The organism is Pseudarthrobacter enclensis (genome assembly GCF_001457025.1).
Taxonomy (GTDB): domain Bacteria; phylum Actinomycetota; class Actinomycetes; order Actinomycetales; family Micrococcaceae; genus Arthrobacter; species Arthrobacter enclensis.
This window is the reverse complement of sequence record NZ_KQ758604.1, coordinates 208835-231334: the sequence shown is the minus strand read 5'-3', so window position 1 is coordinate 231334 and position 22500 is coordinate 208835. Positions and strand designations below refer to the sequence as shown.

Genomic DNA, 22500 nt, shown 5'->3' with positions numbered 1-22500 from the left:
GCCTACGGTAGGGGCGTGCCGTATGAGGGGGAGGTAAATCCGCAGGACCGGCGCGGGGCTACCGGTGCCCGGCTGCTGGCAGAAGCGGCTGCCCTGAAACGCTTTTCAAGGCGCAGCTTCCTGGCGGGCGCCGGAGCGTCCGGCGTGCTCGCCGCGGACATGCTGCTCACCCGGCAGGTGCAGTCCCAACGGCGCACGGACAGGATTCTGCCCGTCCCGGATGACTTCGCCGACGCTTACTACCCGGACGCCAGCTGGTTCCTGTTTCCCGGCTATAAGACCAGTTGGGAGGAAGCCCAGTGGATCCTGAACTCGCTGCGCGGGTCGCTGAACAAGCGGGCCCGGCTGGCCGCCGTCGGTTATTCCAACCAGGGGCTGGACATTGATGACATCGTGATTGCCGTCATCGAGTACGTGCGGGAACAAAAGCTGCAGAAACTCTTCTTCTACGGCCACAGTTTCGGCGGAATGGTGGCCACGCAGGTGGCGGCCCGGCTCCTGGAGATCCACGGCGTCCAGGTGGAGTTTGTGGTGCTCGACTCCAGCCCGTACAGCAAGCATGACGTCCTGGACCAGAGCTGGTTCGACGGCGTGGTGTTCCTCTACGAGAGCGGCTTCCGGTTCCCGTCTACCCTGCGCGGCGGCTACGAGCTGGGCGAACGGGTCATCCACAAGGACGAGCGCAGTTGGCGGCAGATCCTGGACCAGACCCTCGAGCAGCTTTCACCGATCGCGCCGTCCAGCGTGCTGATCCAGACGGAGTCCGCCTACATCTACCACTTCGACGGCACGCGGTTCGCCGGCAAGATCGGGAACGCCAAAATGGCTTACCTGGGAAACCCCAAGGACCGTACCGTCCGGTATGAAACAGCCGTTGAGGCCTGGGCGGTGGCCTTCAAGGACAACTTGGTTTCCGCCGGGCTGCAGACCACCGGGGCAGCCCCGGCGCACGCCAGTCCGCAGTGGAACCCGCACATATACCGGCCCCTGCTGGACCAGCTGCTGGACGAGTACTTCCCGCTGCCCGCCGGCGGTTCCCGGGTGACCGTGTTCTAGAGCTGGTTCTTCAGGTCAGCCACCGAGTTCAGTACCTGGTTGGGCCGGAACGGGTAGGCGCCGATCTCCTCCCGCTGCGTTATGCCGCTGAGCACCAGGACCGTGTGCAGGCCTGCCTCCATGCCGGCAATGATGTCGGTGTCCATGCGGTCGCCGATCATGGCGGTGGTTTCCGAATGTGCGTCGATCTGGTTCATGGCCGAACGGAACATCATGGGGTTGGGCTTGCCAACGATGTACGGTTCCCGACCGGTCGCCTTGGTGATCAGCGCCGCGATGGCACCGGTGGCGGGCAGCGGGCCGTCCTTGGAGGGGCCCGTGGCGTCCGGGTTGGTGGCGATGAACCGTGCGCCGGCCAGGATCAGCCGGATCGCGGTGGTGATGGCTTCGAAGGAGTACGTGCGCGTTTCACCAAGCACGACGAAGTCCGGGTCCTGGTCGGTGAGGATGAAGCCCGCCTCGTGCAGCGCCGTCGTCAGCCCTGCTTCGCCAATCGTGTAGGCGCGGTTTCCGGATCCGGAGCCCTGCACCTGGTCCTTGAGGAACTGGGCGGTGGCAAGCGCCGATGTCCAGATGTTCTCCTCCGGGATTTCGAGGCCGGAGGCGCGCAGCCGGGCGGCAAGGTCGCGGGGGGTGAAGATCGAGTTGTTGGTCAGCACCAGGAAGCGCCTGGACGTGTCCACCCACCTCTGGATCAGCTCGGCTGCTCCCGGCACGGCCTGGTTCTCGTGGACCAGCACGCCGTCCATGTCGGTCAGCCAGCACTCGATGTCCTGGCCGCTGCGGTAAACCGCCGGTGCACCCTTGACCTTGTCCGCTTCTGCCATGCCTGCCTCCGACTGTTGACGCCCGTGATGAAAGAGCCGTGATGATTGCCCGAAAGGTCCAGTCTAGTGTTGAGGGGTGAACCAAACGCCCGGCATGACAGACGAGCCCCAGCAACCGCCCGCCGAAGCCGGGACGGAAGACGCGGCACCCAGGGCGGAGGTCGGCGTCGGGCCCTGGGAAGGGGAACTGCCGGAGGGCAGCCACTGGGATCCGGACCTGCTGGCTGACGGGGACCGGCGGAACGTACTGGACAAATACCGGTACTGGAAACACGAAGCCATCGTGGCCGACCTGGACTCGCGGCGGCACAACTTCCACGTGGCCATCGAAAACTGGCAGCACGACCTGAACATCGGCACCGTGGTGCGCACCGCCAACGCCTTCCTCGCCAAAGAGGTGCACATCATTGGCCGACGGCGGTGGAACCGGCGGGGCGCCATGGTCACCGACCGCTACCAGCACGTCCGCCACCACCCCACGGTGGAGGATTTCGTCGAGTGGGCGCAGGGTGAGGGGCTGGCCATTATCGGCATCGACATCTTCCCGGACTCCGTGCCGCTGGAAACCTACGAACTGCCGCGGGACTGCGTGCTCGTGTTCGGCCAGGAGGGGCCGGGCCTGACCCCTGAAGTCCATGAAGCCGCCGAGGCCACGCTGTCCATCGAACAGTTCGGGTCCACCCGGTCCATCAACGCGGCCTCGGCCGCGGCGATCGCCATGCACGCCTGGATCCGGCGGCACGTGTTCAACCAGCCGGTCCATGGCTGACTGCAGCGGCCAGTCCACGAGTGTTACCGACCGCTGACCAGAAACTCGGCCGTGTGGCGGATATCGCTAGGATGGTGCCAAGCCGTAAGCGGTCTACGTGAGGGTCATCCACCCACAGACGAAACTCAGCAGAGGAGCCAGCATGCCCATTGCAACCCCAGAGATCTACGCAGAGATGATCGACCGCGCGAAGGCGGGCGGATTCGCCTTCCCGGCCGTGAACGTCACGTCCTCGCAGACGCTGAACGCTGCCCTCCGCGGCTTCGCCGAAGCCGAGTCCGACGGCATCGTCCAGGTGTCCACCGGCGGCGCGGCCTACTGGTCCGGTGCCTCCACCAAGGACATGGTGGCCGGCTCCCTGGGCTTCGCGGCGTTCGCCCGCGAGGTGGCCAAGAACTACGGCGTCAACATCGCCCTGCACACCGACCACTGCCCCAAGGACAAGCTGGACGGTTTCGTCCTGCCCCTGCTGGAGGCTTCCGAAGCTGAGGTCAAGGCCGGCCGGAACCCGCTGTTCAACTCCCACATGTGGGACGGTTCCGCCGAAACCCTGCAGGAGAACCTGAAGATCGCCCGCGACCTGCTGGCCCGCACCGGCGCCGCGAAGATGATCCTCGAGGTGGAAATCGGCACGGTCGGCGGCGAGGAAGACGGCGTCGAAAACGAGATCAACGAGAAGCTCTACACCACCGTCGAAGACGCGCTGGCCACCGTTGAGGCCCTCGGCTCCGGCGAGAACGGCCGCTACATCACGGCCCTGACCTTCGGCAACGTCCACGGTGTCTACAAGCCCGGCGGCGTCAAGCTGCGCCCGGAGATCCTCAAGGACATCCAGGCCCAGGTGGGTGCGAAGATCGGCAAGGACAACCCGTTCGACCTCGTGTTCCACGGCGGTTCCGGCTCCTCGGACCAGGAGATCGCGGACGCCGTTTCCTACGGTGTGATCAAGATGAACATCGACACGGACACCCAGTACGCCTACACCCGTCCCGTGGCGGACCACATGTTCCGCAACTACGACGGCGTCCTGAAGGTTGATGGCGAGGTCGGCAACAAGAAGACCTACGACCCCCGCGTCTGGGGCGCCTCCGCCGAAGCCGGCCTCGCAGCCCGCGTCGTGGAAGCCACCAAGCAGCTCGGTTCGGCCGGAAAGACCTTCTAGATGTCGGATGAGTTCCGCAAGAACCTGATGGGGCCGGAGCCCACGCTCCTGCCGGCAGAACCCGAGATTTACCAGCACCTGGCCCTGGGCCAGGAAGCACTGGACCTCGTGGCGAAGCACCCCACATCCTCGCTCCTGTGGGCCATCCTGGCCGAGGAAGCATGGGCGGAGGGCCGCACCATCGACTCCTACGCCTATGCCCGCGTCGGTTACCACCGCGGGCTGGATTCGCTGCGCCGCAACGGCTGGCGCGGTGCCGGGCCCATCCCGTGGGAGCACGAGCCCAACCGCGGCTTCCTGCGGGCGCTGTACTCGCTGGGCCGGGCCTCGGCAGCCATCGGGGAAGCCGAGGAGCCGGAGCGGATCGAAAAGTTCCTCAACGACTCCGATCCCGCTGCCAAGGCAGCCATCGAGGGTTAGCAGGACAGTTTGGCCCACGCCGCCAGGGGGCGGGTGGAGAACGACGACGGCAGGTCACCTTCTCAGCGAAGGTGACCTGCCGTCGTCGTTATTTCTGCAGGCCCGGGCGATTCAGGCCTTGCGTGCGATGCCCGTCCGGGCCATGGCGTCCGCGTAGGCGGTGCGCATGTCCGCGAGGAACTCCTCCTGGCGTGCCGGCGAACCGGCGAAGGCGCGGCCGCTCAGCGAGCGGACCTTGTAGGTCTTCAGGCCGCGGCGCCACAGCAGCGGGACCTCGGTCTTCAGCAGCAGGTTGGCCAGGCGGTTCGCTTCGGTTCCGTGCGCGACGATGACGGAGGCCCGGGGTACCAGCGCAAGGAACTTGAGCAGGGGCTTCAGGCCGGCCTGGACCTGGTCCGGGGTGAACTTGCCGTTCGGTTCGCCCGGCACGTGCCACGGGTGCACGTTCCACGGCATGACGAACTCGGGACGCAGGCCCAGTGTCCACTGGATGCCCAGCAGCCGGGTGGCGGCATCCTGGTCGCCGGCGGTGATGAAGCCAGACCCGTCCGCCTCACCGATGTTGGAAAACAGGCTGATGATCCGGCATTCCTCAACATCATGCATGGGATCAACGTAGGGAACCACGGTGCCCGGTTTGGCGTCCTGCAGGGAATCGCACAGTTCATTGACGGCGGCGACGTTAGGTTCGTAGCGGCGGCTCAGGAGCTGTTCGTGGAGGGATTCTGGGGCCAAAGCGGTCATGGGGTGCTGGGTCTCCTGCGGGGATTGGCGGTGCTGCCGCCGGTGAATGAGGGCGTGCGGAGGCACACCACGTCAGCGGCGGTTTGTTGGGGTGGGCCGGGGCGAACCGGCCTTCCCCAGTTTAGCGCGTGCCGGGCAGCGAAACGCCTGCTGTGCGTTCCCGGTGATGGGATGCACAGCCGGCGTGGTGTGGTGCGGGGACTTGTTACCAGAGACGCTTCTTGGCCCGGCGGGCTCCCTCGGCCAGCGCTTCCAGCTTCGCGGAGGCGATCTGCGGATGTACCCGGCCGCCCAGGCCGCAGCCTGTCGGGACAATGACGTTCCCGCGGCCTCCCACCTCAGCGAACCGCACGATGGGGCCTGCCGCGAGGTCCGGGTGCGCGGGCAAATCGGTGCCGGAATGTGCGGAGCCCAGTGAGGGAGCTGTTCAGGATTTCCTGACACGTATAAGACGACTGTTGATAACAATTAGTACGTTGCCTTGACTTTAATTACTAAGTAATGATGGTGTAGAAACATCGGTCTTTTGGGGGAAATACCGATCAATCCCCCTCGCCCGTGTCCCGGTTCTTACCGTTCGGGGTTTTTAATTCTATTTTGGGGGAAATCATGGTTGCATCAACCAGCGCTAAGCCGCGCTCAGAAAAGGCTAATAAAGTCCGCGCAATTCTTGCCGGCGGGCTCGTGTTGGGGGTTGGCGCAGCCTTCACGCTCGCCGCGTGGACGGACAACGAATGGGTCTTCGGACAAAGCGAGAACGGCGGCGGCCCGGGCACCAAGGTGTACCAGATGCAGCAGAACACGTGGAGCGGCAGCGGGGGCGCCGAAGCATGGAGTGACCAGCCGTTGTCTCCAGGTGGGGCATTGACCTTCAGCGTCAACGCGGACAACCTGGTCCCGGGCAGCACCGTTTATGCGCCGATGCAGCTGCGGGCCGTGGCGGGATCCGAAGCACTCGTTGCCAGCCTCACTGAGGCTGCGCAGTCTGTCCCGATCGACAGCGTCACCAACTCGTCCCAGCTCTACACGGCCTTGCGCTACGAGGCCAAACAGGGTGTGCCCAGGTCCTCGTGCAATGCCACGGGCTTCAGCAGCGTCCAGAACGGAAACATCATTCCGGCGGGTTCGAACCTGAACACCATCTCCATCCCGGGGGCCGCCACCAATATCAACCTGCCCAAGGGTGACAACGTCAACAGTGGCACCGCGGTGGATGTCTGCTTTGCCCTGACCCTTCCCACGGATGCCCCGGCATCGCTGCAGGGGACGAAAACCGTCCCGCTCTGGAAGTTCTCCAGCACCGTGGGCCTGCCGTAGCACCTCCGGTGCGGCGGATCACGGCCAGGCGTAAGCCCGGGTTCCGGCCGGCGGTGCCGTCCGGAACCCGGGCCCGGCCCACAGTGCGGGGGGTTGCCAAGGGAATCCGCGAGACGGTCCTTACCTTCGCCGCCCTGCTGGGGCTGGTATGCATCCTCTCGCTGGTACTTGGCTTCTTCTTCAAGGCGTCGTTCGTCGTCTTCCGCACCGGATCGATGGAGCCGCAGTATCCGGTGGGAGCGCTGTCCCTGACGATCCAGGTGGACGCCAAGGACCTGGTGCCGGGCGACGTCGTATCGGTCCGCCGGGAAAGCGCGACGGCCCTGGTCACCCACCGCGTGGTGGCAGTCGACCCGCCCACTGCGGCGGGGGCAACAGCGTCACTGCGCCTTCGCGGCGACGCCAACATCTCCGATGACCCCTTGCCCTACGAGGTGGCCACGGCGCAGAAGGTGATTTTCACCGTTCCCGCCCTGGGAGCCTGGGTCATGGCCTCGCGCGGGCCGGAATTCCTTGGTGCGGCAACGCTGGCCGTGACGGCGCTGGTGACGTGGGCCTACTGGCCCAGGCGCAGGGTCGCCAAGGCTGCAGAGGCTATTGATGCCGCAGAGTTCGGCGATCCGACCGAGGCGAAACCACAACAGTAAGGTCGTAGATGACATGGCGGGACCCAGCTTCAGGCACGCCGCAAGAGCCGCGGGGGTGATTGCGGTTTTGCTGGCCACAACTGCGCCCGTCGCAGCAGTGGCTGACGAACAGTTGATTCCGGTCCCGGAGACTGGAGCGGCAGGATTCCTGTCCCTTTCTTCCTCCGTGTACCCCTTGGCACTCCCTGCGCTTCAAGCAGGGGAGTCCTTCAGTTGGCAGATCGGCATCTCACTGGACCAGCCCAGCGGGGAATCGACCCTGCAGGTGACTGCAGATGGCGGGATTGCCGGCACGGAAACCTACGTGGTCGCCGTAGACGAATGCGACGTCCCTTGGCAGGGAAACAGCGGCTTGGGCGGGAACCTGCGCTGTCCCGGCGGGTCCACGCCACGCATAGCGCCCGTGACGCTGGTTGAGCATCGGCAGGATGTGCAGGTTCCCTTGCGGGATCTGCGCGGAGGCACCTCGCCCTACCTTCGGTTCGTCCTGTCCCGGCCTGCGGGGTCACAGGATCCGCCGGACACGTCGTTGACGTTGGGCATTGGGGTTACCGCTGCAGGCAAGGACGACGCCGTGGTCCCGCCGGGGAGGCCGCCGGCGCCACTGGCGAACACGGGGGCAGCGGTGCTGCAGGGACTGCTGGCGGGCGGCGGACTTCTGCTGCTGGGCGCGGCGGCAGTGGCCGCCGCGCGCCGAACCAGGCCCCGGACCGGGAGGACATCATGAGAGCCCCACGCGGGAATGTACTTCACCATACGGTCAGGAATCCGCGCGTCTCCCTGGCCATCGCCGCGGCCGCGGCAGTATCACTGGCGGCGACCACCACTGTCACCACGGCGGCGTGGGTGGACAACGAATGGGCCACCGGCAGCGTCGGCGTTGGCACTCCGGGGGACTGTTCCACCAACACACTCTTCAACGGCGAGGCATCGGCCACCCAGCTGTCCGGGAACGTCCTGGGCATAGACCTGAAGTCCATTGCAGGAGTTGAGGGGCTCACCGTCACCAACGCGGACGGCGGGGCCTCACCGCTGCCTCTCACGGCAACCCCCGTGACAGGAGTTCCCGACGCCTTCATCAGCAAGCTGCCCGTGACCGCGCTTGGCCTGAACCCGGTGACGGTGGGCCTGGGACTGGGCCTCCCCGTGGGAGGCCTGGGTACCTACACGCAGTGGGCCCAGGCACAGGGCAGCGGACAAACCCGTGCTGCGTCCGGGCTGGTCACGGACCAATCCGGGGCTGTGGACGTGGGTGGAACGGCGACGGGAGCCACCACTGCTCCGCAGGCAGCCAAAATCTCGTTGGGCAATATTGTTCCCGCGTCACTGGCCGGCGTCACCCTCGACGTCGGTGCCGTCGCGTCCTCCGCGTCTGTCCAGGGATGCGAGATGGTCAATGGCTGGCCCACGCTGGCGGCGGACCCTCTGGATGTCCGCGACTACGGCATCGCCAGCCTGGATCTGGGTGCGAATGTTCCCGCGGCCGGCGCGATTGTTGACGCAACGAACACCGCGCTTGCTGGAGTACCGACGCCGCAGGATCTGCAGAGCAACCTCATCAGTGCACTGAATACCGGAGTTCAGGAGGCGCTCGGATCTCTGGGCCTCGTTAGGACCACGACAACCGCCGCCGTCGTAGGCCTGGATCTCAGCTCGGTCCGCGCACTGCTTGAAAAGCCGCAGACTCAAGGCGCTGTGACGCTGAACCTTGGTTCTGGCCGGCTCTCGGTCGACCTGGCGAAGCTTCCCGGCACGTCGCCGCTGGGCAACGGGCTGGCCCCAAACACTCCCGTAGTCCTCACGCAGTCCGACGTAACACAATTGCAGGAAGACGTTCGATTACTCCTGGCACAAATCACCAATCGCCTGCGGGCCGCCGTTGATGCGGTGACCGTATCAGCGACGGTCAGGGCCAGCGTTGAGGTGCCAATCGTTGGCACGTCTCTGGGCAGTACAGACGTCCGGATATCAGGAACCGTAGGGCAAATCAGAGCTGGTTCCGTTCAACCGACTATCACCCCCTTAGGGCTGGATCTCAGCACGCCGCTGACAGCATCACTGGTGGGTGCGGTTTTGGGAGCGGTCACCAGCTCCGTGGTGGGGCCACTGAGTGCAGTTGCGTCCAATCTGGAATCAACCTTGGCGCCAATTGCTACTGAAGCCCGTGCTGCCGCAGGGACTCTACTGACAGCAGTGGGCGCCCTGGTGTCCATCCACGTGAACGTCCAGCCAGACCGGTTGTGGACCGGGGTGAAACCTGCTGACGTCGCGGCCAGGCCGGGTGAATACAAAGTTTCAGCCATTCGTGTTGGCCTCATTAACCAGCCGGGACTGCTCAGCATTTCCTTGGGTACGTCCGCGGCCGGACCAGTGAATTATCGCCCTTCCTGATTTTTATGACCCTGGGGGAACCTTTCCCATTTATAAACCGTGAGTGCATTGTTTTGGTGGACTTCGCAGAATTAAATACAGCTTGTCAATTTAATTGACAGTAAGCGGTTTCATTGGTTGGCTTTTGTCACAGCCCGCAATGGGGGACATGGCGGCTGGACGCACCCAATGCACTCGAAAGAGGTACTGCACGTGAAGAAATCCCTGGCTACTTTCAGGACCCTTGCCGCTACAGGAGCCCTGGCACTGGCCGTGGTTGCCGCACCCGCGCCGGCCATGGCCGTCGGCGAAGGGCCTAACTACGGCGGCAACGGCCAGATCACTACCTCGAAGCTGGCCACCTATGACCAGATGGTTTCCTTCCTGAAGGACCAGGACGCCAAGCAGCCGGCCATGGAGCTGGAGGTCATTGGCCAGACCGTCAAGGGCCGGGACATCCACCTGGTGAAGTACATTTCCGATCCAGCCAAGCCCACCATCCTCTACCTCACCCAGCAGCACGGCAACGAACAGCTCACCACCGAGGGCGCGCTGGAGTTCGTCAAACACCTGGGCACGGGAAAGTCGGGCGACATCCTCAAAGGCGTCAACATCCTGATTGTTCCCATGCTGAACGCTGACGGCGCCATGGGCGACGTGAACTTCTCCCTGGACAACTACGTGGCCAAGGGGGACCGCCACCTCACCCGCTACAACGCCGAGGGAGTGGACCTGAACCGCGACCACGTGGCCAAGATCCAGCCTGAGACCCAGGCGCTGCACAACAACGTGATGCGCAAGTACCGGGTGGACTACATGATCGACCTCCACCACCAGGGCACCCGTTCCGAGCGTGACGGTAAGCTGGTGTCCGGCTCCATCCTGTACCCCACCACGCCCAACGCCGATCCCGCCGTCGTTGAGAAGTCCAAGCAGCTCGGCGCGGTCGTCTTCAACAACGTGGACTCCACCGGCTGGGGCCACCTGGGCAAGTACCAGGGCGGCAGCGCCGAAACCATCAGCCGCAACGGCATTTCCGTGGAGTACGGGATCGCCACCCTCCTGTTCGAGATGCGGGGCATGTCGGACCACTACCTGGACGGCTATGCCCTGGGCCAGCGCAGCAACGGCTACCTGATCAAGCAGACGGTCACCACGCTGACGTCCACGGCCGCCGCCATTGCGGACGGTTCAATTGCCGACGCCGACACCTCCTTCTGGGACACCCTCGCCGAACAGACCACGCGTCCCGCGGGCGAGGCCGACGACGAGTAGCCGCTCCGGACGACGGCCGCCCCTGCCCCTTGCCCCCGGGTTAGGGACAGGGGCGGCCCGGCGAGTGGACAAAGTACACGATCGGCTAAACTTGGGTGGTAAGAGCCCCGGGGCCAACGCCTTCGCCGATCCGCCTGCGGACCTGCGGGAGCCGGTCCACTCGGGGCATTCTCATGAACGGCGCCGGACCAGGACCGCCCAACAGCGGAACCCGTGCGGCCCGAACGAATGGGGGAGGATCCCATGCCAGCAATTGTGATCGTAGGAGCCCAATGGGGCGACGAAGGAAAAGGCAAGGCCACCGACCTTCTGGGCGGCCGTGTCGACTACGTCGTTAAGCCCAACGGCGGCAACAACGCCGGGCACACCGTCGTCGTAGGCGGTGAAAAGTACGAACTCAAGCTGCTGCCGGCAGGGATTCTCAGCCCCAACGCGGTCCCCATCATCGGCAACGGCTGCGTGGTGAACCTCGAGGCCCTCTTCCAGGAAATCGACGGCCTGCAGGCCCGCGGCGCCGACACCTCCAAGCTGCGCGTCTCCGCCAACGCCCACCTCGTGGCCCCGTACCACCAGGTCCTGGACAAGGTGACTGAACGCTTCCTCGGCAAGCGCGCCATCGGCACCACCGGCCGTGGCATCGGCCCCGCCTACATGGACAAGGTGGCACGCCTGGGCATCCGCGTCCAGGACGTCTTTGACGAATCCATCCTCCGCCAGAAGGTGGAAGGCTCGCTCCACCAGAAAAACGAAGTCCTGGTCAAGATCTACAACCGGCGCAGCGTCGTGGTGGATGAGATCGTGGAATACTTCCTGTCCTTCGCCGAACGCCTCCGGCCGCTGGTCATCGACAGCACCCTGGTCCTGAACACCGCGCTGGATGAGGGCAAGGTGGTGCTGATGGAGGGCGGCCAGGCGACGTTCCTGGACGTCGACCACGGCACGTACCCCTTCGTCACCTCGTCGAACCCCACGGCCGGCGGTGCGTCGGTGGGATCAGGCATCGGCCCCACCCGGATCTCCCGGTCCATCGGCATCATCAAGGCCTACACCACCCGCGTCGGTGCCGGCCCGTTCCCCACCGAACTCTTCGATGAGATGGGCGTCTACCTGCAGAAGACCGGCGGCGAATTCGGCGTCAACACCGGCCGCCCCCGCCGCTGCGGCTGGTACGACGCAGTCCTGGCCCGCCACGCCTCCCGCGTCAACGGCTTCACGGACTACTTCGTCACCAAGCTGGACGTGCTCACCGGCATCGAGCAGATCCCGGTGTGCGTGGCCTACGACGTTGACGGCGTCCGCCACGACGAAATGCCCATGACGCAGACCGAGTTCCACCACGCCAAGCCCATCTTCGAGTACTTCGACGGCTGGACAGAGGACATCACCGGCGCCCGCACCCTGGCAGACCTGCCGGAGAACGCCCGGAACTACGTGCTGGCGCTGGAAAAGCTCTCCGGGACCCGTTTCTCCGCCATCGGCGTCGGCCCGGACCGCGACCAGACCATCGTGGTGAACGATCTCATCAACGACTGATCCTGCTGGAAAGAACGACGGCGGCGGCCCACCTTTTACTGGTGGGCCGCCGCTTTTCTGTTGGTACAGGAAGCCTGCCCTGCGCAATTTACACAGGGTTTACGTCCGCTGCCTTGCAGGGGTGCACGCGCAGGCGAAAGACTTTTTGAACAGCATCCGGGACCGCCTGGCAGGCAGGTCCACCACTTCGCGGGACCGTCACAGCTCTGTGCCGGCCGGGCAGGCGGAGCAGCCGTCCGGAGGAACCCGTCCACCACCGAAGGGAAGTGCGCCATGGCGGGCAAGTTCGAAGTTTTCCTCGATTCCGAAGCAAAGTTCAGGTTCCGGCTGCTGGGTCCTGACGGGACCGTCATGGCGGAATCACAGCCTTTCGATGACAAGGCGGCCCTCGCCGCAGGAATTGCCGCGGTCCGTGAGTGCGCCGGAACGGGGCTGGTGACGGACCTGTGCCCGCAGGGCGTCCAGGGCCCGGCAGTTCCCAGTCGCCAGGATGTTCCCGCTTCCGCCGGGCTGTCCTGCGATGACCAGGCCGCAACCAGGCTCCGCGTTTTCGCGGCCGCCAAGGGAGTGCGGCACCACGTGGCGCCGGCACGCTGGGAGCGGCGCCGCGACCACGCCTCCATGGCGACCTAGCCGTGCCCATTGGTTCCGGCAGGCAGTGCCTCTACCTGCCAGCGGGAAGACCCGAAAATTCTTTTGCAAGCCGCGTAACCTTTTCCTGCCCCCAGACGATTACCTTTATGTAGCGCCGGCCTGGAACTTGTCCCCCATCACGTTCCAGGCCGGCTCTTTCACGTTTCGGCGGCACGGGCAGCGGCGCCGGGGACCGGGAGCGGCAGTGCTCGTGGCGGTCAGGAACGTGGTGGTTACCGCGGGGTAAAGTAGGCGGGCAAAGGCATTCCAATGGAATGCCTCCAGCAACCACCTCCCCGCACCAACCAAAGGCACTGCGTCCGTGACCGATGCACTGACAGACGAGTCCCTGCTGGACCCAGATCCTGGGCCGGCTGCTTTCGGCGCCGTCTACAGGACCTACGCGTCACAAGTATTGGGCTATCTCACAGCCAGGGGAGCGGAAGATCCGGAGGCGGCAATGCAGGACGTGTTCCTCGCCGTGCTGCCACGGCTCGATACCGTCACCGGCGGAAGCGACGGATTGCGGACTTTCATCTTCTCGGTAGCCCACGCCCGAATGGTGGATGACCGCCGCCGGCACGGCCGCGCACCGGCCAAAGTGCCCTTTGATCCCGAACTCGACCGCCGGGAAGACCTCTCGGCCGAGGACGAGGCGCTGGACCGGATAGCCCCGGGCGAGGTCCTGGGCCTGCTGGAGTCCCTCCCCGAAGACCAACGTGAAGTGCTGGCCCTCCGGCTGGTGGCAGGGCTGAGCATCGAGCAGGCGGCGGAAAGCATGGGCAGGAGCGCTGGTGCGGTCAAGCAGCTGCAGCGCCGCGGCATCCTCAGACTCCGGGAGCTCGCGTCCGTAAAGGAGTACCTGAAGCCATGACTGTGTCCAAGGACAGACTCCGGGCGCTCGTTGATGAGATGCTCGAAGAGGCGGGCCAGGACGGCAGCGACGGACTGCGCGACCTGCTGGTGTCGTTGGGTGGCCTGCAGTCCCTGCCCGCCCCGGCTCCTTCCGGTGAGCTGGCCGCCCTCATGGCCGACGGCGAAGGCACTCCCGGCCAAGCGGAGGTGGAAAGCCTGGCCGGGCGCCGGCGTCGCCATCTTCGCCGGAACACCGCCCTGGGCCTTGCCTTGATAGCGGGCATGGGCGTGGGCGCCGGCAGCGTGGCTGCCAGCCCCCAGGCCGGAGGGGGCGCCGGTACCAGTGTCCAGCACCTGCTGGAGGGGTGGGTTCCGTGGAGCATCCCTGCCCGGCCCGCAGCGGGCGCACTGTCCGAACCGATGGACCCGGAGCTCCAGCCGCGGCATGACCTGCGGGAAGGCGGGCGGGCGGCTGGGGACCCCTTGTTCCTCGACGTGGATGGTTCACCGCAGCCGCCGCGCCCTGCCCTGGAGATCGACGGCACGGACCATGACGAACCGGCCCCGCCCGCCTCAACACCCCACCGTGGTCGAGGACCGGGCCGCGGGCAGCCGCCGGGAACCATGCCGCCCGCAAGCGCAGCACCCGGGACGCCGGGCGAAGATGCCGGGACCGGCCGGCAAGCGGGCCAGCCGGACGATGGCTCCCGCCTGCAAGGCGGCGGTCCTGCCGGCGGGCCCGGGGCGACGCCGGACAACCCTGTTTCCACCCTGTACCCCGGGCCCTCTGAAGCGGGCCCGGGCAAAGCGGGTAAGGGCGCGGGCGAGGACGCCAAACGAAACCAGGGCAGCCCTTGGCTGGAGAAGTTCAAGAAGTGACGGAACTCCACAGGGAACGGGCAGCCCGGGACTAGGCTAAGCCCATGCCCCATACAAACGATCCTGCAGTCATCGAACGCCTCATGCGCACCAAAGGACGCTGGGCCATCGTCGGCCTGACCACCAATGAATGGCGGTCCGCCTACGACGTCTCCCTCTTTGTCCGGGACAAGCTGGGCATGGACATCATCCCCGTCAACCTGGCCGGCGATACCGTGCACGGTGAACCCGGGTACCGCAGCCTTTCCGACATCCCCCCGGAAAAGCAGCCCATCGACGTCGTGGACTGCTTTGTGAACTCCCAACGGGTGGGGGCGGTGATTGACGAAGCGATCGCCGTCGGCGCCAAGGCAGTGTGGCTCCAGCTGGGCGTCATCGACGAAGCTGCAGCAGAGCGGGCTAAGGCCGCGGGCCTGGACGTGGTGATGAATTCCTGTCCCGCCCAGCAGGCATGGAAATACAACCTCTGATGACTTTCCTGCGGATCAGCCGCGCTTTAACAGCCCGGGGTAATGCCTTTCGGTGACGTCCGGGTGGGCCCGCATCCTGCCTTTGAGCATGTTCATCCCGAACGAGGCAAGGAGCGGATTGGCGGGATCGTCGGTGATGCCGCGCGCAGCAGCCTTCAGCCCAGGCGCCAGGGGGACCGGCCCGATGACGGCATCCAGGCGCGGTGACCAGAAGAACGGCACCGAATAACGGTCAACGCCCGGCGGCGGTGCCTGGACCCGGTGGATGGTGGCCGCCAGGTAGCCTTCGGTTGCCACCTCCAGCATTTCGCCAAGATTGACCACCAGCGCTCCGGGCAGGGGTTCCACCGGGATCCAGCCCGTGGTTCCGGGCGGCTGGACCTCGAGGCCGCCCACGTCATCCTGGAGCAGCAGGGTGACGAACCCGTAGTCAGCGTGCGAGCCGACGCCCTGGTCGCCCGCAGCTTCCACCACGCCGCCCACGTAGTGGATCAGCTTTCCCATCCATGCCGGTGCATCCCGGAACGGTTCGTCGAAGTAGTCCTCCGGAAGCTGCAGGGAAACCGCAATTGCCCTGAGCAGTTCCATGCCCACGGCAGACATCAGCCCGGCCCACGCCATGGCCGCGGGCTTCAGTTCGGGGAACGCCTCGTCCGGCCACAAGTTGGGACCCTGCAGGAGCCAGTACGGCTGGTCCGGGGGATAGTCGGCCACGGGCCGGCGCTCGGGAGAGTAGTCAATCTGCTCCCGCGCGTCCGCCCTGCCCTGGGTCACCTCCGTTCCCATCCGCGTGTAGCCGCGGAAATGCGGCGAGAGCCGGTTGTCCAGCTTCATGCGTTCCTCAAGGGGCAGGGCGAAGAACCGGCGTATGGTGTCCAGCAGGCGGTCCGCTTGGCCGGGTTCACCGCCGTAGCCGGTGACCTGGAAGAACCCCACCTCGTGGGTGGCGTGCCGCAATTGCTCGATGAATTCCGGACTGAAGGACCCGTAGGGCTGCCGTGCGGTACTCAAGTCCAGGACAGGTATGGCGGCCCGATCGCGTGACATCCTCGCAGACTAGCACCGTGGCGGGCGGCTTTATAGGCTTCGTCCATGGACCCCACCACCCTGCGGACAATCTGCCTGTCATTTCCCGGTGCCTTCGAGGATTTCCCTTTTGGCCCGGACACGTCGGTGTTCAAGGTCCGGGCGCACATCTCCGGCGGAGCCCGGCATGAGGCAAAGCTCTTTGCGCTGTCCACCATGGACCCCGCCGATTTCTTCGTGAACCTCAAATGCGAGCCGTCCCTGGCGGTCCAGTTGCGGGCGGCGCACGCGGCGATCACGGGTGCCTGGCACATGAACAAAACCCACTGGAACGGCGTCCGCCTGGACGGTTCACTGCCGGACGACATGGTGCGGGACATGGTGGAGGACTCCTACGACCTCGTCGTGGCCACCCTCAGCCGCAAGCAGCAGGAGCGGCTTGGCTGGGCCCGGCTGGGACGCGGCGTTGAGTAGGGGCATGGACTACCCGGGCATCGGTGGTACCAGGAACGGGGAGGCGCCGGAAGGGTATGCCCGGGTGCTGGAGGAGATTTACCTCGGCTCCGGCCTGCCGCTGTACCGGCGCCTCGCCGACGCAATCCTCGAGTGGGAACTGCAACGACGGGCCGGGCTCCGTGTCCGGGCCGACTCGCCCAGGGCTGTGCCGGGCGCACGGGTGGTGAGCGGATTCGGCGTCGGCCCTTTCCGCCTCAACGCACCCTGTGAGGTGGTGTGGGCGCAGGAGCCCGCGGCGGAGGGGCTGCCGCAGTCGGCAGGCTTTGGATACGGAACGCTCCCGGGACATCCAGCCCGCGGTGAGGAATCCTTCGAGGCGGTCATCGACGCGGCCGGCGAAGTGTTCCTGCGCGTCAGGGCGTTCAGCAAACCCGCCAACTGGTTCTACGCCGCCGGCGGACTGGTGACCCGCGCAGCCCAGCGGTACGTTACTTCCCGGTACATTGAAGGGGCACGCAAACTCGCCGCGGAAGGAAAGTCCCAGTGATCTTTATCGTCGTCAAATTCAAGGTCAAGCCGGAATGGTCGGAACGCTGGCCGGACCTGGTGGCTGACTTCACCGAAGCCACCCGGAAGGAACCGGGCAACCTCTGGTTCGACTGGTCCCGCAGCCTGGATGACCCCAACGAGTACGTCCTGGTGGAAGCCTTCAAGGACGACGCCGCCGGCGACCACGTCAACAGCGCGCACTTCAAGAAGGCCATGGCGGACATGCCACAGGCCCTGGTCGAAACGCCCCGGATCATCAGCCGCCAGCTCGACGGCGAGGGCTGGGACCGGATGGGCGAGCTCACCATCGAGTAAGGAAGGCTGCCGGCTATGTGGATCGGCTGGATCGAGTTCGACGTCCTGCTGGGCGACGTCCACACGCTGAAGGAAAAACGCTCGGTGATCCGGCCGCTCCTCGCCGAACTCAAACGCCGGTTCGACGTCTCGGTGGCCGAGGTGGGGGACCACAGCCAGTACCGCCGCGCACAGCTTGGCGCCGGCCTGGTGGCAGGGGACCGGGCCCACCTCGTGGAGGTGCTTGACGCCGTCGAACGTTTTGTTGCCGGACGCCCGGAAGTCGAGCTGCTCAGCGCCCGCCGCCGGGACCTGCACAGCGAAGACTGACCACCATCGATTGCTCCGTAAACGCCCTTTAGAAGCCTCAAAACGGCGGAGGCACTCGATGAAGGGTGTGGATAACTTCTGCGGAGCTTGCACGGTTTTGGTCTGATGTAGCAATGAAGACCGCACGTCCGCTTCCGGGAGTACTTGAGGGCCGTCCTTTCACTGCGGCTGAGGCTGCACGGGCAGGAGTCTCGGCCAAGCGCTTGAGGCATCGTTCCCTAACAGGCTTGGTAAGGGCATCAGGGCGGACGGCCCGACGGCGGAGCTCGCCTTGAGCCTCAAGGTGCGGCCCTTCATTGAGGTCAACGAGCGATGCGCCGCATCCCACCTCACCGCCGCGGAGCTGCTTTCGCTGCCTCTTCGGCTGCGAAAGGAGAATCCCGACATGCACCACATCATCCGTCCCGAGGGCGAAGCGCATCTCGACCGGCCGCACGTTATCGTCCACCGGATGAAGCTCTATGAGGATGAAGTCACGGTGCATCAGGGTATCCCCGTCACTACACCGGAGCGGACCTGGCTCGACATGGCCGAGCTGTTGTCCGTGGATGAAATCGTGGCCATGGGCGATGCTTGTGTCCGTGTGCCGCGTCCCGAATTCGAGGGTAGGGACTTGCCGCTCTGCTCCATCGCCGATCTTCAGCGGATGATCGACCGGCACAAGGGCAAGCGGGGAATCCGCAAGGCTAAGGAGGCTATCCAACTGGTGCGGGTGGGCTCGGATTCACCGCAGGAAACATTGCTGCGGCTCGCTATTGTCCGGGCTGGCCTGCCGGAGCCGGAGCTCAATGTCCCGATCATTGCCAAGGACATCACGCGCTCTGAACGGCACGCCGCCCTGGGGTGGACGGAGGTCAGAATCTCCAAGCGCCATATGCTGAATGACGCCAAGCCGGCCGCCGCCAAAGTGCTTGTTGCCCTGGCACAGGCCGGCTGGCGCCCGGGCACTTAAAACGACTGCTCCGTACTTGTCGTTCTGACGGTTCAAAACGACAAGTACGGAGCAATCGATGGGGGGACTAGCCGAAGTACTTCGGCAGGGTCCCTTCATGGGCTTCGCGGAGGGCGTCGAGGGACAGGGCGTCCACTCCGTTGATCTCCAGCTGTCCACTGGCTGCGTCCACCACGCCGATGCGGGTGTGCGCAAAGCCGCGGGCGGTGCACATGTCCGTGAAGCGGACTTCCTCGGAGCGCGGGACGCCCACCACGGCGCGGCCCTGCGACTCGGAGAACAGCGCCGTGAACAGGTCCACGCCGTCGCGGTCCATGACGTCCTGCAGCGCGATCCGGGCACCCACGCCGTACCGCAGCGAGGACTCGACCAGGGCTGCTGCGAGGCCGCCTTCGGAGAGGTCGTGCGCGGAGTCGATCATGCCGTCGCGGGAGGCGTTGATCAGGATCTCGCCCAGGGCGCGTTCGGCGTCGAGGTCCACCTTCGGCGGCTGGCCGCCCAGGTGGCCGCGCATGTTGGCCCACTCGGAACCGTCCAGTTCAGCGGCGGTGGTGCCGAGCAGGTAGATGGCCTGGCCATCCTCGCGCCAGCCCGACGGCGTGCGGCGGGCGACGTCGTCGAGCTTGCCCAGGACCGCCACCACGGGGGAGGGGTGGATGGGTGTGGTGCCCGTCTGGTTGTACAGCGAGACGTTGCCGCCGGTGACCGGGATGCCCAGCACCTGGCAGGCGTCGGACAGGCCGCGGATGGCTTCGGCCAGCTGCCACATGACATCCGGGTCCTCGGGGGAACCGAAGTTCAGGCAGTCGCTGACGGCCATCGGGATGGCACCTGCAGTGGCAACGTTCCGGTAGGCCTCGGCCAGCGCCAGCTGCGCACCGTGGTACGGGTCCAGGTAGGTGTAGCGGCCGTTGGCGTCGGTGGCCAGGGCGACGCCCAGGCCGGTTTCCTCGTCCACACGGACCACACCGGCGTCGTCCGGGAACGCCATGGCGGTGTTGCCGCCCACGTACCGGTCGTACTGGTTGGTGATCCAGGACTTGGAGCACATGTTGGGGGACGCCACGAGTTCGGTGACGGCCTTGGCCAGTTCCGCCGGTGCGGCCGGGCGGCCTGCGTCCTGCACGGACCCGGTGAAGGTGTCGCCCTGGACGGCATCCTGCCACTCCGGGCGGGCGTATGGGCGGTCGTAGACCGGGCCGTCGTGCGCCACGGTACGGGGGTCGACGTCGACGATCACCTCGCCTTCCCAGGTGATGATCAGGCGGCCGGTATCGGTCACCTCGCCCAGCCAGGAGTACTCCACGGCCCACTTGTCCATGACGGCCTGGAACGCTTCCACGTTCTCCGGCGTCACCACGGCCATCATGCGTTCCTGCGACTCGGACATCAGGATTTCGCCCGGGGTCAGGGTGGGGTCGCGCAGCAGCACGGACGTCAGCTCAACCTGCATGCCGCCGTCGCCATTGGACGCCAGTTCCGAGGTGGCACAGGAGATGCCTGCAGCGCCGAGGTCCTGGATGCCCTCAACCAGGGAACCCTTGAAGAGCTCCAGGCAGCACTCGATGAGGACCTTCTCGGCGAAGGGGTCGCCCACCTGGACGGCGGGGCGCTTGGAGGGCTTGGTGTCGTCGAAGGACTCGGAGGCCAGCACGGACGCGCCGCCGATGCCGTCGCCGCCGGTGCGCGCACCGAACAGGACCACCTTGTTGCCCTTGCCGGAGGCGTTGGCCAGGCGGATGTCCTCGTGGCGCATGACGCCAACGGCCAGCGCGTTTACCAGCGGGTTGCCCTGGTAGACGGAGTCGAACACCATTTCGCCGCCGATGTTCGGCAGGCCCAGGGAGTTGCCGTAGCCGCCGATGCCGGCCACCGCGCCGTGCATGACGCGCGCGGTGTCGGGGTGGTCGATGGCGCCGAAGCGCAGCGGGTCCATGACGGCAACCGGGCGGGCGCCCATGGAGATGATGTCGCGGACAATGCCGCCGATGCCGGTCGCGGCGCCCTGGTAAGGCTCAACGAACGACGGCGAGTTGTGCGATTCGATCTTGAAGGTCACGGCCCAGCCGTCCCCCAGGTTGGTGACGCCGGCGTTTTCGCCGATGCCCACCAGCATGTCCTTCTTCATCTCCGGAGTCACCTTCTCGCCGAACTGGCGCAGGTGGTTCTTGGAGGACTTGTAGGAGCAGTGCTCGCTCCACATCACGGAGTACATGGCCAGCTCAGCACCGGTGGGGCGGCGGCCCAGGACCTTGACGATCTCGTCGAATTCGTTCCGCTTCAGGCCCAACTCGGCCCAGGGCAGCTCGGTGTCCGGGGTCTTGGCGGCGTTCTCGACGGTGTCGATGTTGAACTTCTTGGTGGTTTCGGTGGTCACTTGTCGCCTCCCACAATCTTGGTCAGTACGGAGGTGAAGAAGCCGAGGCCGTCGGTATCGGACCCGCCGATGCCGTCCAGGGATTCGGGGCCGAAGCCCGGTTCGGTGGCGTGTTCGGGGTGCGGCATGAGGCCCACGACGTTGCCGGCGGCATTCGTGATGCCGGCGATGTCGCGGCGCGAGCCGTTCGGGTTGAAACCGACGTACCGGAACGCGACGCGGCCCTCCGCCTCCAGGGCGTCCAGGGTCTTCTCGTCGGCGATGTACTGGCCGTCCTGGTTCTTCAGCGGGATGGTGATTTCCTGGCCCGCCTCATAGTCCAGCGTCCAGGCCGTGGTGTTGTTTTCCACACGCAGCACCTGGTCCCGGCACAGGAACTTCAGGTGGTCGTTCTTGATCATCGAGCCCGGCAGCAGGTGCGACTCGGTGAGGATCTGGAAGCCGTTGCAGATGCCCAGCACAGGCAGTTTGGCGTCCGAGTTGGCGGCGTCGATGATTTTGGACATCAGCGGGGCGAAACGGGCGATGGCACCGGCGCGCAGGTAGTCGCCGTAGGAAAACCCGCCGGGAATCACGACGGCGTCCACGTCACCGAGTTCGGTGTCGCCATGCCAGAGTTCGACGGCGGTGCCGCCGGCGAGGCGGACGGCCCGGGCAGCATCACGGTCGTCGAGGGTCCCGGGGAAGGTGACGACGCCGATCTTTGCGCCCGCGAGGCGCGGGTTTGCGGCGACGGCCACGGCCTCGCCGATCAGGGGAAGCTCAGTCATCTCAGGCCTCGACGACCTCGACGTTGACGACGTCCTCGATCACGGGGTTGGAAAGCAGGGTTTCCGCGGCGTTCCGGGCCTGGGCCAGGATCTCCTCGGTGACTTCACCGTCCACCGTGAGCTCGAACCGCTTGCCCTGGCGGACAGAGCTGAAGCTGGTGAAGCCGAGGCGGGGAAGAGCGCCGACGATCGCCTTTCCCTGGGGGTCAAGAATCTCGGGCTTGGGCATGACGTCAACAACGATCCGGGGCATCCGGCAACTCCTGTGCGTGAGCTTGGGTAAGGGCGCAGCGGAGTGGTGCCGTCTCACGCCGTACCGGTGTTGGGGACACGCTGTGTCAGGCAGTGTCGATGGCCGTTTTCAGACCGTGTTCCAGCCGTCTTCCAGACATTGTGGTGGGGCGCTCCGCGAGCTTGCCTTATCATTCTACCGGCCCGGCACCCCCACTCTGTATTCGGGGGACGTACGTCACTGCGGGGACATGCGGGCCGTCGGGCGGAGTACGGCTTGACCTGCTATGGAGTTGGGCGCCGGCCTTCATTAAGATGGCGGGATGGCAGAGAATTCGAAGTCCGTCCTTTTGCCTGTTATGGCCGCCGCCGTGTTTGCCGGCCTGGGCCGGATGGTCTTCCAAAAGATCAAAGCCGACCGCCATGCCCGGCGGAACCGTACAGCCGGTCCCGTGGACGAGAAGACCCGGCAGTGGATCAGCGACGTGGTCCGGACTCCCCGGCGGTAGGCTTCCGCCCGGTTTTTGGCCCTCGGCGCATGCTCCGGGGGCCGCCCCG

At 65.8% G+C, this 22500-nt stretch carries 26 protein-coding genes and 1 pseudogene; 20 read left to right on the top strand and 7 right to left on the bottom strand.

Features of this window, described 5'->3' with window-relative positions; genetic code table 11:
- Positions 1-15 precede the first annotated feature (15 nt).
- The gene (locus AS031_RS14955; RefSeq protein ID WP_058268946.1) at positions 16-1056 is read left to right on the top strand and encodes an alpha/beta fold hydrolase; all 1041 of its coding nucleotides are present in this window, start codon (positions 16-18) and stop codon (positions 1054-1056) included.
- Here AS031_RS14955 and AS031_RS14950 read toward each other — a convergent pair.
- Entirely contained in the window at positions 1053-1883 is an 831-nt protein-coding gene (locus AS031_RS14950; RefSeq protein ID WP_058268945.1) for an HAD-IIA family hydrolase, read from the bottom strand. The two genes, AS031_RS14955 and AS031_RS14950, sit on opposite strands and share 4 nt — an antisense overlap.
- A 94-nt stretch (positions 1884-1977) precedes the next feature.
- Between AS031_RS14950 and AS031_RS14945 the strand changes: the two genes are divergently transcribed.
- From AS031_RS14945 to AS031_RS14935, 3 genes are all read left to right on the top strand, one after another.
- Positions 1978-2652, top strand: a complete 675-nt coding sequence (locus AS031_RS14945) for a TrmH family RNA methyltransferase (RefSeq protein WP_228379648.1) — start codon at positions 1978-1980, stop codon at positions 2650-2652.
- A 142-nt stretch (positions 2653-2794) separates the two neighbouring features.
- The gene (fbaA, locus tag AS031_RS14940; RefSeq protein ID WP_058268943.1) at positions 2795-3814 is read left to right on the top strand and encodes a class II fructose-bisphosphate aldolase; all 1020 of its coding nucleotides are present in this window, start codon (positions 2795-2797) and stop codon (positions 3812-3814) included.
- Positions 3815-4234, top strand: coding sequence for a DUF3151 domain-containing protein (locus AS031_RS14935; protein ID WP_058268942.1), 420 nt, complete (start codon positions 3815-3817; stop codon positions 4232-4234).
- 111 nt (positions 4235-4345) lie between these two features.
- Here the strand turns inward: AS031_RS14935 and AS031_RS14930 are convergent, their stop codons facing one another.
- Positions 4346-4978, bottom strand: coding sequence for a uracil-DNA glycosylase family protein (locus AS031_RS14930; protein WP_058268941.1), 633 nt, complete (start codon positions 4976-4978; stop codon positions 4346-4348).
- A gap of 205 nt (positions 4979-5183) precedes the next feature.
- Positions 5184-5363, bottom strand: a pseudogene (locus tag AS031_RS14925) (epoxyalkane--coenzyme M transferase); the annotation flags it as partial.
- Between the two features lie 224 nt (positions 5364-5587).
- On the opposite strand from AS031_RS14925, the gene AS031_RS14920 reads away from it, so the two are divergent.
- The 10 genes from AS031_RS14920 to AS031_RS14875 all read left to right on the top strand — a co-directional run bounded on the left by AS031_RS14920 (position 5588) and on the right by AS031_RS14875 (position 14957).
- On the top strand, positions 5588-6295 hold the full coding sequence (locus tag AS031_RS14920) for a SipW-dependent-type signal peptide-containing protein (protein WP_058268939.1): 708 nt from the start codon (positions 5588-5590) through the stop codon (positions 6293-6295).
- 53 nt (positions 6296-6348) lie between these two features.
- Positions 6349-6942 carry a signal peptidase I gene (locus AS031_RS14915; protein ID WP_058268938.1) on the top strand — a complete coding sequence of 198 codons (594 nt, stop codon included), beginning with the start codon at positions 6349-6351 and terminating at the stop codon, positions 6940-6942.
- Between the two features lie 67 nt (positions 6943-7009).
- On the top strand, positions 7010-7669 hold the full coding sequence (locus AS031_RS14910) for a hypothetical protein (RefSeq protein WP_228379647.1): 660 nt from the start codon (positions 7010-7012) through the stop codon (positions 7667-7669).
- Positions 7666-9333, top strand: coding sequence for a choice-of-anchor G family protein (locus AS031_RS14905; RefSeq protein ID WP_058268936.1), 1668 nt, complete (start codon positions 7666-7668; stop codon positions 9331-9333). The genes AS031_RS14910 and AS031_RS14905 overlap by 4 nt, the downstream gene beginning before the upstream one ends.
- Before the next feature lie 168 nt (positions 9334-9501).
- On the top strand, positions 9502-10587 hold the full coding sequence (locus AS031_RS14900; RefSeq protein ID WP_058268935.1) for a M14 family zinc carboxypeptidase: 1086 nt from the start codon (positions 9502-9504) through the stop codon (positions 10585-10587).
- A 243-nt stretch (positions 10588-10830) separates the two neighbouring features.
- The gene (locus tag AS031_RS14895; RefSeq protein ID WP_015935889.1) at positions 10831-12120 is read left to right on the top strand and encodes an adenylosuccinate synthase; all 1290 of its coding nucleotides are present in this window, start codon (positions 10831-10833) and stop codon (positions 12118-12120) included.
- 273 nt (positions 12121-12393) lie between these two features.
- Positions 12394-12753 carry a YegP family protein gene (locus AS031_RS14890; protein ID WP_058268934.1) on the top strand — a complete coding sequence of 120 codons (360 nt, stop codon included), beginning with the start codon at positions 12394-12396 and terminating at the stop codon, positions 12751-12753.
- Between the two features lie 322 nt (positions 12754-13075).
- A complete protein-coding gene (locus AS031_RS14885; RefSeq protein WP_058268933.1) occupies positions 13076-13627 on the top strand; it encodes an RNA polymerase sigma factor in 552 nt (183 codons plus the stop codon).
- On the top strand, positions 13624-14487 hold the full coding sequence (locus AS031_RS14880; protein ID WP_058268932.1) for a hypothetical protein: 864 nt from the start codon (positions 13624-13626) through the stop codon (positions 14485-14487). Before AS031_RS14885 ends, AS031_RS14880 begins: the two co-directional genes overlap by 4 nt.
- A 44-nt stretch (positions 14488-14531) precedes the next feature.
- Complete coding sequence (locus AS031_RS14875) at positions 14532-14957, top strand: CoA-binding protein (protein ID WP_058268931.1); 426 nt, start codon at positions 14532-14534, stop codon at positions 14955-14957.
- A 15-nt stretch (positions 14958-14972) separates the two neighbouring features.
- On the opposite strand, the gene AS031_RS14870 is transcribed toward AS031_RS14875, so the two are convergent.
- Positions 14973-16004, bottom strand: a complete 1032-nt coding sequence (locus AS031_RS14870; protein ID WP_058268930.1) for an isopenicillin N synthase family dioxygenase — start codon at positions 16002-16004, stop codon at positions 14973-14975.
- A gap of 45 nt (positions 16005-16049) precedes the next feature.
- On the opposite strand from AS031_RS14870, the gene AS031_RS14865 reads away from it, so the two are divergent.
- From AS031_RS14865 to AS031_RS14845, 5 genes are all read left to right on the top strand, one after another.
- A complete protein-coding gene (locus AS031_RS14865; protein ID WP_058268929.1) occupies positions 16050-16457 on the top strand; it encodes an MmcQ/YjbR family DNA-binding protein in 408 nt (135 codons plus the stop codon).
- Positions 16458-16461: 4 nt separating this feature from the next.
- Positions 16462-16986, top strand: a complete 525-nt coding sequence (locus AS031_RS14860) for a DUF1990 family protein (protein ID WP_058268928.1) — start codon at positions 16462-16464, stop codon at positions 16984-16986.
- Positions 16983-17303, top strand: a complete 321-nt coding sequence (locus AS031_RS14855; RefSeq protein WP_058268927.1) for a putative quinol monooxygenase — start codon at positions 16983-16985, stop codon at positions 17301-17303. The genes AS031_RS14860 and AS031_RS14855 overlap by 4 nt, the downstream gene beginning before the upstream one ends.
- Positions 17304-17318: 15 nt before the next feature.
- Positions 17319-17612, top strand: a complete 294-nt coding sequence (locus tag AS031_RS14850) for a DUF503 domain-containing protein (protein ID WP_058268926.1) — start codon at positions 17319-17321, stop codon at positions 17610-17612.
- 271 nt (positions 17613-17883) lie between these two features.
- The gene (locus AS031_RS14845) at positions 17884-18564 is read left to right on the top strand and encodes a hypothetical protein (RefSeq protein WP_228379646.1); all 681 of its coding nucleotides are present in this window, start codon (positions 17884-17886) and stop codon (positions 18562-18564) included.
- A 67-nt stretch (positions 18565-18631) separates the two neighbouring features.
- On the opposite strand, the gene purL is transcribed toward AS031_RS14845, so the two are convergent.
- Genes purL through purS form a run of 3 tightly spaced genes read right to left on the bottom strand, consistent with a single transcriptional unit; the run spans position 18632 to position 21964 of the window.
- Positions 18632-20941, bottom strand: coding sequence for a phosphoribosylformylglycinamidine synthase subunit PurL (purL, locus tag AS031_RS14840; protein ID WP_058268925.1), 2310 nt, complete (start codon positions 20939-20941; stop codon positions 18632-18634).
- Complete coding sequence (purQ, locus tag AS031_RS14835) at positions 20938-21711, bottom strand: phosphoribosylformylglycinamidine synthase subunit PurQ (protein WP_058268924.1); 774 nt, start codon at positions 21709-21711, stop codon at positions 20938-20940. The genes purL and purQ overlap by 4 nt, the downstream gene beginning before the upstream one ends.
- A gap of 1 nt (position 21712) precedes the next feature.
- Positions 21713-21964 (bottom strand): phosphoribosylformylglycinamidine synthase subunit PurS, encoded by a 252-nt coding sequence (gene purS / locus AS031_RS14830; protein WP_045730009.1) that lies wholly within the window; start codon positions 21962-21964, stop codon positions 21713-21715.
- 301 nt (positions 21965-22265) lie between these two features.
- Between purS and AS031_RS14825 the strand changes: the two genes are divergently transcribed.
- Positions 22266-22451, top strand: coding sequence for a hypothetical protein (locus AS031_RS14825; RefSeq protein WP_058268923.1), 186 nt, complete (start codon positions 22266-22268; stop codon positions 22449-22451).
- The last annotated feature ends 49 nt before the right edge of the window (positions 22452-22500 follow it).